The 13847-nt window shown below is 66.0% G+C and carries 14 protein-coding genes; 13 read left to right on the forward strand and 1 reads right to left on the reverse strand.

Annotated elements, in window-relative coordinates; genetic code table 11:
* The first annotated feature begins 1 nt into the window (after position 1).
* Positions 2–1690, forward strand: coding sequence for an NADPH-dependent assimilatory sulfite reductase hemoprotein subunit (locus DNA98_RS05060; RefSeq protein ID WP_110527155.1), 1689 nt, complete (start codon positions 2–4; stop codon positions 1688–1690).
* Between the two features lie 167 nt (positions 1691–1857).
* Here DNA98_RS05060 and DNA98_RS05065 read toward each other — a convergent pair whose 3' ends face one another.
* The gene (locus DNA98_RS05065) at positions 1858–2580 is read right to left on the reverse strand and encodes a GntR family transcriptional regulator (protein ID WP_110527158.1); all 723 of its coding nucleotides are present in this window, start codon (positions 2578–2580) and stop codon (positions 1858–1860) included.
* A 129-nt stretch (positions 2581–2709) separates the two neighbouring features.
* Between DNA98_RS05065 and DNA98_RS05070 the strand changes: the two genes are divergently transcribed.
* Genes DNA98_RS05070 through DNA98_RS05125 form a run of 12 tightly spaced genes read left to right on the forward strand, consistent with a single transcriptional unit; the run spans position 2710 to position 13840 of the window.
* Entirely contained in the window at positions 2710–3864 is a 1155-nt protein-coding gene (locus DNA98_RS05070; protein ID WP_110527161.1) for an ABC transporter substrate-binding protein, read from the forward strand.
* A 3-nt stretch (positions 3865–3867) separates the two neighbouring features.
* On the forward strand, positions 3868–4722 hold the full coding sequence (locus DNA98_RS05075; protein WP_110527164.1) for a branched-chain amino acid ABC transporter permease: 855 nt from the start codon (positions 3868–3870) through the stop codon (positions 4720–4722).
* Positions 4709–6385 carry an ATP-binding cassette domain-containing protein gene (locus tag DNA98_RS05080; RefSeq protein ID WP_110527167.1) on the forward strand — a complete coding sequence of 559 codons (1677 nt, stop codon included), beginning with the start codon at positions 4709–4711 and terminating at the stop codon, positions 6383–6385. The genes DNA98_RS05075 and DNA98_RS05080 overlap by 14 nt, the downstream gene beginning before the upstream one ends.
* On the forward strand, positions 6382–7080 hold the full coding sequence (locus DNA98_RS05085; RefSeq protein ID WP_110527170.1) for an ABC transporter ATP-binding protein: 699 nt from the start codon (positions 6382–6384) through the stop codon (positions 7078–7080). The genes DNA98_RS05080 and DNA98_RS05085 overlap by 4 nt, the downstream gene beginning before the upstream one ends.
* Positions 7077–7499, forward strand: coding sequence for a nuclear transport factor 2 family protein (locus tag DNA98_RS05090; RefSeq protein ID WP_110527173.1), 423 nt, complete (start codon positions 7077–7079; stop codon positions 7497–7499). Before DNA98_RS05085 ends, DNA98_RS05090 begins: the two co-directional genes overlap by 4 nt.
* Before the next feature lie 11 nt (positions 7500–7510).
* Positions 7511–8305, forward strand: coding sequence for an SDR family NAD(P)-dependent oxidoreductase (locus tag DNA98_RS05095; RefSeq protein WP_110527176.1), 795 nt, complete (start codon positions 7511–7513; stop codon positions 8303–8305).
* Positions 8302–9669: an FAD-binding oxidoreductase gene (locus DNA98_RS05100; protein WP_110527179.1), complete on the forward strand. Its 1368-nt coding sequence runs from the start codon at positions 8302–8304 to the stop codon at positions 9667–9669. The genes DNA98_RS05095 and DNA98_RS05100 overlap by 4 nt, the downstream gene beginning before the upstream one ends.
* Positions 9662–10069 carry a VOC family protein gene (locus DNA98_RS05105; protein WP_110527182.1) on the forward strand — a complete coding sequence of 136 codons (408 nt, stop codon included), beginning with the start codon at positions 9662–9664 and terminating at the stop codon, positions 10067–10069. Before DNA98_RS05100 ends, DNA98_RS05105 begins: the two co-directional genes overlap by 8 nt.
* A 47-nt stretch (positions 10070–10116) precedes the next feature.
* Positions 10117–11136 (forward strand): VOC family protein, encoded by a 1020-nt coding sequence (locus DNA98_RS05110; RefSeq protein ID WP_110528255.1) that lies wholly within the window; start codon positions 10117–10119, stop codon positions 11134–11136.
* A gap of 12 nt (positions 11137–11148) precedes the next feature.
* On the forward strand, positions 11149–11907 hold the full coding sequence (locus tag DNA98_RS05115) for a cyclase family protein (RefSeq protein WP_110527185.1): 759 nt from the start codon (positions 11149–11151) through the stop codon (positions 11905–11907).
* Between the two features lie 2 nt (positions 11908–11909).
* Positions 11910–12842: an amidohydrolase family protein gene (locus DNA98_RS05120; protein ID WP_110527187.1), complete on the forward strand. Its 933-nt coding sequence runs from the start codon at positions 11910–11912 to the stop codon at positions 12840–12842.
* On the forward strand, positions 12839–13840 hold the full coding sequence (locus DNA98_RS05125) for a fumarylacetoacetate hydrolase family protein (protein WP_110527190.1): 1002 nt from the start codon (positions 12839–12841) through the stop codon (positions 13838–13840). The genes DNA98_RS05120 and DNA98_RS05125 overlap by 4 nt, the downstream gene beginning before the upstream one ends.
* The last annotated feature ends 7 nt before the right edge of the window (positions 13841–13847 follow it).

Below are 13847 nucleotides of genomic sequence, written 5' to 3' on the forward strand. Positions count from 1 at the left end.
TATGTCAGAAGCCAAGCTGTCCAAAGTCGAATACGTAAAGATCGCCAGCCACCGCCTGCGCGGGCCGGTCGATGCCGAGCTCAACAACGGCAGCGACCACTTCAGCGAAGAGGGCTACCAGATCCTCAAGTTTCACGGCATCTACCAACAGGACGACCGCGACGTGCGCAAAGCGCGCAAGGCCCAGGGCCTGGGGCCGGACTACTCCTTCATGATCCGGGTGGCGATACCCGGCGGGGTGCTCACGCCCGAGCAGTACCTCGCCCTCGACCGGCTGGCCGACGAGCTGGGCAACGCCACCCTGCGCCTCACCACCCGCCAGGCCATCCAGTACCACGGGGTGCGCAAGGGCGGCCTCAAGCCGCTGATTCAGGTCTTGAACCGGAATCTTCTCACCACCCTCTCGGCCTGCGGGGACGTGGTGCGCAACATTGTGGCCTGCCCCGCGCCCTTCGTGGACCGCCAGCGTGCCGAGCTATACCGCTACGCCAAAGCGCTCTCCGAGCGGCTCAAGCCCAAAACCCGCGCCTACTACGAGATCTGGCTCGATGGGGAGAGGGCCGCCAGCCTGGAGGAGGCCGAGCCCCTCTACGGCGACACCTACCTGCCGCGCAAGTTCAAGATCGGCTTCGCCTTCCCCGGTGACAACTGCGTGGACGTCTACACCCAGGACATCGGCATCGTCCCGGTGATGGGGGAGGGGGGGCTCGAGGGCTTCACCCTGCTGGTGGGGGGCGGGCTGGGCCAGAGCCACGGGGCCAAGGAGACCCACCCCGTCCTGGCCAAACCCCTCGCCACCGTTCGGCCCGAGCAGCTATTCGAGGTCGTCGAGGCCATCGTCAAGGTGCAGCGCGACCACGGGCGGCGCGACGACCGCAAGTATAGCCGCATGAAGTACCTGGTTGAGGCCTGGGGCCTCGAGCGCTTCCGGGCCGAGGTCGAGCGCTACGTGGGCTACGCCCTGCCCGAAGCCCGGGCGCTGGAGTGGCTCTCCGGCGACGACCACCTGGGCTGGCACCCGCAGGGCGACGGCAAGCTGTTCTTCGGGCTGTTTGTGGAGAACGGGCGGGTCAAGGAAAACCTGCGCGCGGCGATCCGCGAGGTGGTCGAGCGCTTTGCCCCCGAGGTGCGCCTCACCGCCCAGCAGAACCTGCTCTTCGTCGGTATCGATCCTTCCGACCAGGCCGCCCTCGAGGCCATCTTCCGCGACCACGGGGTGGCCCTGCCCGGCACGCTCCCGCTCGTCGTGCAAAACGCCATGGCCTGCCCGGCGCTGCCCACCTGCGGCCTGGCCATCACCGAGAGCGAGCGGGTGATGCCCCAGGTGATCCGCCAGATCGACGCGCTGCTGGATAGGCTGGGGCTGAAGGACGGCCCCATCCCCCACGTCCGCATGACCGGCTGTCCCAACGGCTGTGCCCGGCCCTACAGCGCCGAGGTGGGCCTGGTGGGGCGCAGCCTGAACTCCTACACCCTCTACCTGGGCGGCAGCCCCTTGGGCACCCGGCTGGGGGAGGTTTACCTCGACAACGTGGGGCGCGAGGAGATCGCGGCTAGGCTGGAGCCCGTCCTCGAGGCCTACAAGCGCGAGCGGCGGGAGGGGGAGGCCTTCGGCGACTACTGCCACCGGGTGGGGGTGAAGGCGCTTCAAGAACGCTTTAGCGACCGGGAAGCTTCGTATGGGCGCTGATTGTTACCCGCCTACACCTTGGCTAAAGCCTTAGGCTTCTCTGGCGGGGCAGTTAGAGACCTTGCGACGTGAGGCGAGGAACCTTGGACTAGAAGCAAATTCGGCGGGGCGTTCACGCCAACCCCGCCTACAGGGGCAAGGCGTTGGTCTTGCCGGCGATGGGCTTGCTACGTCGAGGGGGTTTTGCGACAGAGCATATCCAGCACGGTGTTGAGTTTTTCAGGAACATAACCAGGCTCTAGCTGTGCAAATGCCACTAGGGCCGTATGGGTGTAATGGCGGGCCATGCATTCTATGGCGGCTTCCACATCATAGCGGATAGCGGCGTCTAACATGGCCCTATGTTCAGCTTGTCGAAGCTGGCCACCCTCGGGCCTGGCGCGGAAGAAAGAAAGACGGTAGCGCTCAGCATGGTCGTAAAGCTGGGCGATTTCTTCCAGCCAGCGCGGCCCTGCTGCTCGTACGAAACGTAAGTGAAAAGCCCGATGAGGAGCGTCCATGCGCTCGATATCCTGGGTGCGGATGTAGTGTTCTATTTGGGCATAAAGGCCTTCCAGCTCAGCGAAATCTTCCGAAGTGAGGAGGGGAATGGTCAGGCGCATGGCCATGGCCTCGAGAGTGATGCGCAGGGTATAGATCTCCTCGGCGTCGGAAACCGAAAGTTCGGCAATGCGCACCCGGCGGTTGGGTTCTTGTACCACCAAACCTTCCCGCTGTAGCAAGCGCAAAGCCTCGCGCAGGGGAGTACGGCCAACCCCTAAATCGCGGGCCAACTCCAGCTGGCTGGTGACTTGGCCTGGGGCCAAGCTGCCGCGCAGGATAGAGCTACGCAACCGGTCGTGGATGAGCAACACGTTCTGTCCATCGCGGCCTGCGGGTGTCTTATTCATAACCCACTGCTCCAGTTTAACATTGTTGACACAGAATCACAAAGTGTATATAGTTTTTGCAAATGCACACATAGAGGTGGATTGTGCTTAGAGACACCGCGGCTCAACGTTCGTCGAAAGGGGGAGGCCATGAACAGGTTTTGGCAGGCTGTCTTGGTGTTAGGCCTATCTCTGGGGGGGTTGGGGCAAGCCCAATCCCAGCCCATCCGGGTAGGGTTTATTGGAGGCCTGAGCGGGGGCTTCATCCAACCCGAACCTCCTCGCATTGTGGAGGCTTACTTTGAGCGGATAAACGCTCAGGGGGGGATTCAGGGACGCAAGCTCGAGCTGTACGTGGAAGACGACAAGACCGACCCCGCCGCGGCCAGCCAGGCTGCCCGGCGGCTGGTGGATAGCCTGGGGGTGGTGGCTCACGTGGGCAGCGCCAGCGCGCTGGACTGCAGCGTGAACGGGGCCTTCTATGCGCAGCGGGGCCTGGTCTCCATCCAGGGTACCGGGGTAGACCCCCTCTGCTTCCGTAACCCCAACATCTCCGCGGTGAACACCGGACCGTTTGTGGCCACTACGCTGGTGCTACAGTACGCCGCGCAAACCCTGAAAAAAGAGAAGATCTGCGCCTTTTTTACCCAGCTTCCGGGCCTCGAGCCGGCTTACCGCGAGGCGGTGGCCGAGTTCGAGCAGATTACCGGGAAGAAAATCTTGCTGCAGGACTACAGCTACAAGCCCGGGGACGACCCCACCCCGCTGGTGCTGCGGGTACGGCAGGCTGGATGTGAGGCCACGCTCTTTGCGGGAAGTGACGCCTTCGCCATCTCTTGGATGAACGCGGCTCTGGCCCAGAACCTCCTGCGGGCTACCCAATGGCTCTTCCTGCCTTCTACCTATACCGAGGCTTTCGCTCGGGCTATGGGCTCGCGGGCCAACGGGGTGCAGGTAGCCTCCGAGCTCGAGCCCTACCTGGGTAACAGCCCTGCGCTGAACGACTGGCGCGAGCTCTCCCGCCAGAACAACATCCCCCTCACCTCCTTTAGTCTGGCCAGCTACTTGGCCGCGGAGATCTTCGTCAACACCCTGAAGACCATCCAGGGGGAGATCACCCGGGAGAGCGTCACCGCGGCCTTCAAGCGCATGCGCCCCTATCGCACTCCCCTGCTGGGCGACCCCTACACCTTTGGTGATGCCCCGGCCCACCGCTCCAACCAGAGCATCAAGATGCTCGAGCTGCGCGACGGGACTTACCGCCTCGCCTATCCGGGCTGGATCCGCCTGCAACGCTCCCGTTAGGCCATGCTGCAAGCTGCGTTAGCCGGTCTGCTTTCAGGAGGCGCCTACGCCTTGCTGGCGGTGTGTCTGGTGCTTCTTTACCGCATGACCGGCACCCTCAACTTCGCCCTGGGGGCTACGGGGGTCTTCGGCACCTTTGTGATGTTCAGTCTCCACGAGCAAGGTCGGCCTCTGGGGCTTGCGGTGGGGTTGGGGCTGTTGGTCTCGTTGGGAATAGGCGGCCTGCTGGGTTGGGCGATGGTCCGCTGGTTCGGCGAGGCCCCGCTCCAGGTGCGCTCGAGCGTGACCATCGCCTACTTGATCGCCCTCCTCACCTTGGGCTTTTGGATCTTCGGCACCAACCCTAAGCCAGTGCCCCACCTGGTGGGGTTTGGCGGGGTGGAAATCCTGGGGCTGAGGGTTCCCTTCGCCACGCTGGTCACCCTGGGGCTAGCGGGCCTTTTGGCTGTTGGGGTAGGGCTTTTCTTGCGGCGCACCAGGGTGGGCGTCTGGCTGCGGGCCTTGGCCGAGCGGCCCACCGCCGCCGAGCTTTTGGGGGTGCCGGTCGGGGCCCTCACGGTGGGGGTCTGGGCCTTTGCTGGCGGGGTCTCGGCCCTGGCCATCATGCTCATCGCCCCCAACCGCTCGCCGGAGTTCGGGGTGCTCTCGCTGCTGGTGCTGCCCGCTCTAGCCGGGGCGCTGGTGGGCCTTTTTAGGAGCTTCCCGCTGGCCTTGGCGGGAGGGCTGGGCATCGGCCTCATCGAGGGGGTGGCCTCGAGCCTACCTATCGCCCCTTATCGGCAGGCCCTTTGGTTTTTGGTGATGCTGGCGGCCTTGCTCTGGTCGCAGCGCAAGGAAGTGTGGGATGCGGCGCGTTAGCGGGTTGGGTTGGGTGGGGCTGTTGCTGCTGGTCGCCCTGCCGGGGCTAATTTCGGGCTACTGGCTCTTCCTGGCTACGGGGATACTCATCGCCAGCCTCCTCACCTGGAGCCTGGGGCTTCTGGGCGGGATGGCCGGCTTGGTCTCGCTCTGCCAGCTTTCGCTGGCTGGGGTGGGAGGTTGGGTGGTGGCCTACTTCAACGCCAACGAACTGCCAGTACCCTTTGTGCTCCAGGTGCTAATTGGGTCCCTGACGGCTTTGGGTATCGGGGTGCTTATCGGCCTACCCTCGCTGCGGGTGCGAGGGATTCACCTGGCGGTGGTCAGCTTGGGCTTTGCCGCGGTGGCCGACCTCTTCTTTACCCTGCTCAACTTTCCCGGGGGGGTGATCGGCAAGCCGGTGGTGCGTCCGGGATGGCTGACCTCTGACGCGGCCTACTACTGGTTCTGCCTAGGGGTCTTGCTCTGCTGCATGGGCCTGGGTCTTTGGCTTTACCAAAGCCGCTGGGGCAGCGCCTGGCTGGCGGTTAAGCACTCAGAGCGGGCTGCCGCGGCCATGGGGATCAATGTGAGCGGGGCCAAGCTCTGGGCCTTTGCCTTGAGCGCGGGGATGGCCGGGCTCGCGGGGGGGCTGCTGGCCGGGCTCTTGGGGCTGCTCTCGGCCAGCAACTTCGCCCCCACGGGCTCGCTGGTTCTGTTCGCCAGCGCGGTGATGGTGGGGGCGCAGTACCCTGCGGGGGCTTTCTTGGCCGGGGGGATGAGCTGGTTGGTGCCGGAGCTCCTGAGTCGGCTGGGCCTCTCGCAAAACCTGGGCAACTTGTTCTTTGCCTTCGGGGTCTTGATGGCCCTCAAGGCCGGGGGCGGTGTCTTCGAGGTGGCGGTGCGCAACCGGGGGCGGCGCACCGAGGCCAGGCCGCTTCCCACCCCTGGCTCGAGCCTCCCCCCCCGGCCTGGCCCCAGGCCCGTCCTGGAGGTGCGGGGCCTCTCGATGAGCTATGGCCCGGTACAGGCCCTCCAGCGGGTGAGCTTCGCCCTCAGAGAAGGGCAGGTGCTGGGCCTAATCGGTCCCAACGGGGCGGGCAAGTCGAGCCTGGTGGATGCGGTGAGCGGCTTCGTGCCCTATCAGGGAGGGGTGCGCTTCTTGGGGCAGGCCCTGGAGGGACTTTCGCCCAGCCAGCGGGCCCGGGCAGGGCTGCGGCGCAGCTTCCAGCAGGACCGCACCATCCCCGAGCTCGGGGTGCAGGCCTACCTCGAGCTCGCCGCTGGCCGACGCCTCACCCCTGCCGAACTCGCCGAGGCCCAGGCCTTCGCCGGGTTAGACGATCCGAAGGTGCCCCTTTACGCCTTGGATGTGGGCACCCGACGGAGGCTGGAGGTGGCCGGAATCCTGGCCGCAAGGCCCCGGGTGGTGCTTTTGGACGAGCCCGCAGCCGGCCTTTCGGTCCACGAGAGCCGCGCTTTGGCCGAGCGCATCGCCCAGATACCGGCGGTGTACGGGGCGGCGGTCTTGCTCATCGAGCACGACATGGAGGTGGTGCGGCGGGCCTGCGACGAGGTGGTGGTGCTGGACTTTGGGGTGGTGATTGAAGCAGGCCCCACCGCTATGGTGCTCTCCAGCCCCAAGGTGGTGGCGGCCTACCTGGGCGAGGAGGTGGCGGTGTGAGCTTGGAGGTGCGCGGGCTGCATGTGGCTCGAGGCCAGGCCCCGGTGGTGCGGGGGGTGAGCTTCAGCGCACCACCGGGGGAGGTGACGGCGCTTTTGGGCCCCAACGGGGCGGGCAAGACCACGCTGCTCGAGGCCCTTTCGGGCATCCTGCCGGCACAGAGGGGAGAGGTATGGCTTTTGGGGGTTCGGGTAGAGCGAGCCTCGAGGGTAGCCCGCTCCCGGGCCGGGTTGGCCCATGTGGAGCAAGGCCGCTCGGTCTTTCCCGGACTCACGGTGGAGGAGAACCTGTGGGTAGGAGCCAGAGCTGGCTTGGAGGAAGCTTTTCGCCTGTTCCCCGAGCTGGAGAAGCGCCGCCGGGTACTGGCGGGACGGCTTTCGGGGGGGGAGCAGCAGATGCTGGTGCTGGCCCGAGCCCTCTTGGGCCGGCCACGGGTGCTGCTCCTCGACGAGATGTCGCTGGGGCTGGCCCCGCTGGTGGTGCGGCGGCTAATCGGGGCTGTGGAGCAGCTGGCCCAGGCCGGGTTGGCGGTGCTCTTGGTAGAGCAGTTCGCCCCCCTGGCCTTGGGCATCGCCCAACGGGCCTTGGTGATGAGCCAGGGGCGGCTTGTCTACAGCGGTCCAGCCCAAGGCCTGCTGCGCGAGCCCGAGCTATTGCAAGAGGCCTACTTGGGCCGCTTGGAGGCAAAACCATGACCCGCGAGCGCTACGAAACGTACATCTGGCGTTTCAACGCTCAGGACCTAAGCGTTTTTGAGGAGTTTCTCTCCCCCAGGGTGCGGGTGCTCAACGGCACCTTAGAGCTGCTAGGCCGCGAGGCCGTGCAGGCCCACTACGCCCGGATTTGGCACACCTTTCGCGAGACCCTAGATATAGAGCGTTGGGTGGCTGACGGCGAGGGCCTGGCGGTGCAGATGCGGGCCCACTTCCAGACCTTGCGCGACGACCCTGCCTCACCTTTCGGCCCGGTGGCCGCTGGGGAGTGCTTCGACTTCGAAGGCATCGTGCTGTACCGGGTAGAAGAGGGCCGCTTTAGCGAGATCCGGGTGGCCTACAACCGCTTCACCCGTACCGACCGGGAAGGCCGCCAGCGGGAGCTGGGCATCCCCCACTAGGAGGTGTGGCGATGCGGCTACCCCCTTCCGCCGACCCCAAGGCCTGCTCCGCGCGCTTGGCGGGCAAGGTGGCCATTGTGACCGGTATCGGCAGCGGTATCGGCAAGTCCTGCGCACTGATGTTCGCCCGGCACGGGGCCCAGGTGGTGGGCTGCGACCTAGACCCCGCCACTGCCCAGGCCACCTGGGAGGAAGCTCAGGCCGAGGGGCTCGAGCTAAAAAGCCTCCACCCCTGCGACCTAACCCGGCCCGAGGAGGCCCGCCGGCTGGTGGAGTTCACTTTGGCCTGCTTTGGACGCCTCCACATCTTGGTCAACGCGGCGGCCTGGGCGGCCTTTAAGCCGGTGGAGGAGCTCAGCTACGAGGAGTGGCGGAGAACCCTGGCGAGCGAGCTCGACCTGGTCTTCCTGCTCTGCAAGGCTGCCTGGCCTTACCTGAAGCAAGAGGGCGGAGCCATTATCAACTTTGCTTCGGCTAACGCCTACCGGGTGCTGGAAAAAAGCCCTGCCTTGGCTCACTGCGCGGGCAAAGGTGGGGTGCTGGCTATGACCCGACAGCTGGCGCTGGAGGGCGCACCTTTTGGCATTCGAGCCAATACCATCTCCCCGGGACTGGTGATAACCGGGGCTACTCGGCCGGTTATTGCCGACCCTGAAATTCACGCCCTGTGGCTCAAGGAACACATGCTACCCCGCTTTGGAACCCCTGAGGACGTGGCCTGGGCGGCGGTGTTTCTGGCCTCAGACGAGGCGGGCTGGATTACCGCCGCCGACCTTGCCGTGGATGGAGGCACGAGAGCGCTATGAGCTTTAGTGGAGCTGTTTTTCGTAAAGGCGAACCCGGCTATGAGGAAGCCCGTGTGGGGCGCATCTTCAACGGGCGCAGACCCGAGCGCTACCCCGAGCTCATCGTCTTTGCCGAGGACGAGGAGGACGTGGTGCGGGCGGTGCGGTTGGCCCGGTCCCAGGGGCTGCGGCTAGCTATACGGGCCGGAGGACATAGCTGGGCGGCCTGGAGCCTGTGGGAGGGGGCTTTGCTCCTCGATCTCTCCCGTATGCAGGAGATGGCCTACGACGAGGCCACCGGGGTGGTACGGGTGGCCCCCGCAGTTAAGGGAGGGGCTACCCTGGCCCCCTACCTCGAGGCCCGTGGGCGGATGTTCCACGGCGGGCACTGCCCCACGGTGGGGTTGGGGGGCTTCCTGCTGCAGGGTGGCATGGGCTGGAACTGCCGCGGCTGGGGCTGGGCTGCGGAGGCGGTGATGGCGCTGGAGGTGGTCACTGCCGAGGGAGAGCGGGTCTGGGCCGATGCCGAGAGGAACCCCGACCTCTACTGGGCCGCCCGTGGGGCCGGGCCGGGTTTCCCGGGGGTGGTGACCCGGTTTTACCTACAGACCCGCCCCCTGCCTAAGGCCCTTACCCAAACCACCCACATTTACCCGTTGGATTACACCGCGGAGGTGCTAGCCTGGCTCCAAGAGATCCACGCCCAGGTAGACCCCCGGGTAGAGCTGGTGGCCCTGAGTCTAGTGCCGCCAGGCTTAGGCCATCGGGCCTTAGTAGTGCACGGCCTGGCCATGGTGGATAGCCCCGAGGAGGGCCGGGCAGCGCTGGCTTTGCTTGAGACCTGTCCCGTGCGGGAGAAAGCCCTGGTACGCCAGGTGGCCGAGCCCACTAGCTTCGAGGATGAGCGGCGCGAACAGCTCAGGCAGAACCCCGAGGGGGCCCGCTACGCGGTGGACAACGCCTGGGTCGCTGGCCCCCCGGAAGCGGTGGTACCTCGCCTGGTGGAGACCTTCACCACCCCCCCTACCCCCGAGACTTTCGCCTTGTGGTTCAGCATGGCCCCGTTGCGTCCCCTGCCTGACATGGCCCTTTCCTTGCAGAGCGAGATCTACTTCGCTCTCTACACCATCTGGCGTGACCCCACCGACGACGTGCGCTGCCGGGAGTGGCTAGCCCAGCAGATGGGCCGCCTCGAGCCCGTCACCCTGGGGCAGTACCTAGGCGACTCCGACTTCACCACCCGTGCGCTGCGCTTCATGCAGGAGGCGCACTGGGCGCGCTTACAGGCCATCCGAGCCCAGCGCGACCCCGCAGGGCTGTTTGTCTCTTACCTGATCCAAGACGAGCGTACCTTGAATAAAAACCCCTGGGAGTGCCATGTTTGAGCTATACCCCCACCACCTGGGCCTGAGCGTGCCCAACCTGGAGGAAAGCCTCGCCTGGTACGAACGGGTGCTGGGTTTTGTCCGGGAGAAGACCCTCTACCTGGAGGCCATCCCGGCCCGGGTGGCCTTTTTGCGGCGGGGGGAGTTCCGCTTGGAGCTTTTCGAGGTTCCCGGCGCGAACCCCCTGCCCGAGGAGCGTAAGACCCCTCACGCTGACCTCAAAACTCATGGCACCAAGCACCTGGCCTTCGCGGTGGAGGACGTGGAAGCGGCAGTGGAGGAACTCAGGAGGAGAGGGGTGGAGGTGGTCATGCAGGCCCGCATCGAGGGGGGGTCCATGGCCTTTATCCGTGACAACGCAGGAAACCTGTTCGAGCTGGTACAGGCTTCCTCGTTCTAAGGAGGTTGGTATGCAAGGAGTTCAAGCCGCTTTTGCAAGGAGGCAACATGCCTAGGTGTTTTTTGTCCCAGCTTATCCACGTGGAGCTCATCACCCCAAAGCTCGAGGAGTCCTTGGCCTTTTTTACCCGAATCGGGGGGCTTTACCTGGTGCACCGCGAGGAGGGGCGGGCTTATCTGCGCTGCTGGGGTGATCACTACACCTACAGCCTGATCCTCAGCCAGGGCGAGCTTCCGGGGTTGGGGCACGCGGCCTGGCGCACCTGGAGCGCTGAGGACTTGGAACAAGCCGTGCGCAACATCGAGGCTAGCGGCGTGAGCGGAGAGTGGGTGGAGGGGAGCTTCGGTCACGGCCCGGCCTACCGCTTCCGCGCGCCGGGGGGCCACCCCATTGAGCTGGTTTGGGAAGTGGAGCGGTACCAGGCTCCCCCCGAGTGGGCCTCCACCTACCCTGAGCGGCCCCAGCGTTTCGCCGGAGGGGGGCTGGAGCCGCGCCAGCTCGACCACCTGACCGTGGCCAGCCGCGATCCGTATGGCGACGCGGAGTGGTTCCGCCGGGTGCTGGGCTTTCGCTTTATGTGCTACAACGGCCTGGAGGACAACCCCGACTTGGTGGTCTTTTCCATGGTCACCACCAACGAGAAGAACCACGACCTGGCCTTCGCCAAAGACATGTCTCCTATCCCCGGGCGGCTGCACCACTTGGCCTTCTGGGTGGACAACCGCGAGCTGCACCAGCGGGCCGCCGATCTCCTGCTGGAAGCAGGGGTGTCACTGGAGTATGGCCCCGGCATCCACGGCATGGGCGAGCAGACTTACCTCTATTTCCGCGAACCGGGCGGAGTACGCATCGAGGTAAACACCGGTGGGGTACGCAACTACGTACCGGATTGGGAGCCGGTGCGCTGGCGGCCTTCTCAGGGTTCCAACACCTTCTACCGCAACGCTGCCATGCCCGACTCCATGCTGGAGGCCTTCCCTCCCGCCGACAAGGTAGCCGCCGCTGACCTCGAGCTCCTCCCCGACCGCCAGCAGTTCAACCCCTGGGGCAAGCGCGGCCTGGGCTAAGGGAGGGGCGCCATGCGCTTGATTGACCTTTCAGCGCCCATTCAGGCCACCCCTCCTGAGATGCCGCCGTTCCAGCGCATCAGCATCGAGTTCTCCGACCACCAAGCGGGCCTAGAGGAAGTGAAGGCTCTTTTTGGCTTGGGGCCTGAGCACCTGCGCCGGGGTGAAGCCTGGGCGGTGGAGACCATCACTCACCTGGGCACCCATAGCTCCACCCATGTGGATGCCCCCTACCACTACAATTCTGTAATCGGCGGTGCGCCCGCACCCCGCGTCCACGAGCTGCCGCTGGAGTGGTTTTTTGCCCCAGGGGTGGTGCTGGAGTTCCGCCATAAGGCCGACGGGGAGGCCATCACTCAAGAAGAGGTGGAGGCCGAACTAAGGCGCATCGGCCACGCACTACGACCTTTGGATATCGTGCTCATGCGCACCGGGCGGGATGCCTTCTACGGTGCCCCCGACTACTGGACTAAGGGTCCCGGAGTCACGGTGGAGGCCACCCGCTGGCTCTTCGCCCAGGGGGTGCGGGTGATGGGGATTGACGCCTGGGGCTGGGACCGGCCCCTCCACCTGCAGGCCAAGGAAGCGCTCGAGAAGAACCAGCCCGGCATCTTCTGGGCTGCTCATCAGGCCGATCTGCCCTACGCCCAGATCGAGCGGCTGTGCAACCTAGGGGCCCTGCCCAGCACCGGATTTCGGGTGGCCTGCTTCCCCTTGCGCATCGTGGGGGCCAGCGCCGCCCCGGCCCGAGTGGTGGCCATTGTGGAGTGAGTATGCGCTTGGATCTGCATGGACACCTCGAGCCCCCCCTTTACACCCAGATGGTGGCCCGGGTTTTGGGCCCGGCCCCGGTACCGCCCTGGACGGCGGAAGAGCAGCTTGAGATGATGGCCCGTTACGGCATCGCCGCCACGGTGGTCTCGCTCCCCCCGCCGGGGGTCTTTCTGGGCGATGGGGCCCAAGCCCGCGAGCTGGCTCGAGCCACCAACGAGTTCTATGCCTCCCTCTTGCGCCGGTACCCCCACCGCTATGCGGCCCTGGCCGCACTACCGCTGCCCGATGTGGGAGCTGCACTAGAGGAGCTGGCTTATGCGTTAGATGACTTGGGTTTAGACGGGGTGGCCCTCTTCTCCCAGGTGGGGGGGCGCTACCTGGGGGACGAGCGGTTTGAACCACTCCTGGCCGAGCTCGACCGGCGGGGGGCCTATGCCTTTGTCCACCCCACCCTACCTCCCTACCCAAACCCTTTGCCCCACCTGCCTATCTGGTTGCAGGAGTTTCCCTTCGAGACCACCCGGGCCATCGCTCATCTGCTTTATACGGGGGCCTTTCACCGCTACCCCCGCATCCGCTTCCAGTTCGCCCACCTGGGCGGGGCGGCCCCTTTCCTGGCTCACCGCCTGGCCTCGCTGGTGGCGCGGGCCCCGGCTTTGGGCCTGCAGGAGCGGGTACCCCAAGGACCCCTCGCCTACCTGCAACGGCTGTACTACGACACCGGCCTCTCCAACCACGCCCCGGCCCTGGCCGCGGCGCTCGAGGTGACTCCCGTAGAGCAGATCGTCTTCGGCACCGACTGGCCCTACGCGGCCCTGCCTGAGGGTCCCGACCCCGCTCCAGGGCTTGGCTACCTGGGCCCGCACAGAGCCCGGGTGGAAGGCGCTAACGCCCGGGCCCTGGTGCCCCGGCTTTTCGAGGTGAACCCATGAGAATCGCCCGTATGCAACTTCCCGCTCCCGATGGCCCCGAGGTGCGCATCGTGGTGGCCTTCCGGCGTGAGCCTGGCCGCTGGGTGGACGTCCGCCGCGCCGCCCGGCTGAATTTTGAGCGCAAAGGGGCTACCCCTATGGCCGCCCAACGGCTGGCCCAGGCTTTGGTCCCGAGCAGCCTGAGCGCAGCCTTGGAAAACGGTGAGGCCTTCTTAGAGGCCCTGGCCCGGGCCGCCGAGGACACCAGCGGCGAGGCCATTGCCCCTGAGGGCCGGCTGGTGGCTCCCCTAGACCCCAGCCTCTACCGCGACTTCCTCTCCTTCGAGGTACACTTTACCAACGCCGCCCGCCTGCATAACCACGGGGTGGCCCCGGTGCTCTACGAGATGCCCGTGGGCTACATGGGCAATGCCCACGCCTTCATCGGCCCCGACGAGGAGGTGCCCTGGCCCTTTTACGCCAAGGAAAAGATGGACTACGAGCTCGAGCTGGGCATCGTGGTGGGACGCGGGGGGCGCAACCTGAGGCCAGAGGAGGCCACTGGGCACATCCTGGGCCTCACCATCCTCAACGACTTCAGCGCCCGCGATATCCAGCTGCGCGAGATGCAGGGCCGACTGGGGCCGGCCAAGGGCAAGCACTTCTGCAACGCGGTGGGGCCGGTGATCGTGACCCTGGACGAACTGCCCTCGCGCGACCTCCAGATGACCGCCCGGGTCAACGGTGAGGTCTGGTCGAGCGGAAACAGCGGCAGCATGCTCTGGTCGCTGGAGGAGCTGGTGGCCTGGGCTTCGGCGGGCGAACCCTTGCCTGCCGGAGCCCTTTTAGGTAGCGGGACGGTGGGATGGGGTTGCGGCATGGAGCTGCAGCGGTATCTGAACCCCGGGGACGTGGTGGAGCTCGAGGTGGAGGGGATCGGGGTGCTGCGCAACCGCCTGGGCCGACCCCCTGCCGAAGGCTGGCTCCCCAGCCCCAAGACCCCCCACCTCGAGGTGTAGGAGGGAG

The organism is Meiothermus sp. Pnk-1, assembly GCF_003226535.1.
Taxonomy (GTDB): Bacteria; Deinococcota; Deinococci; order Deinococcales; family Thermaceae; genus Allomeiothermus.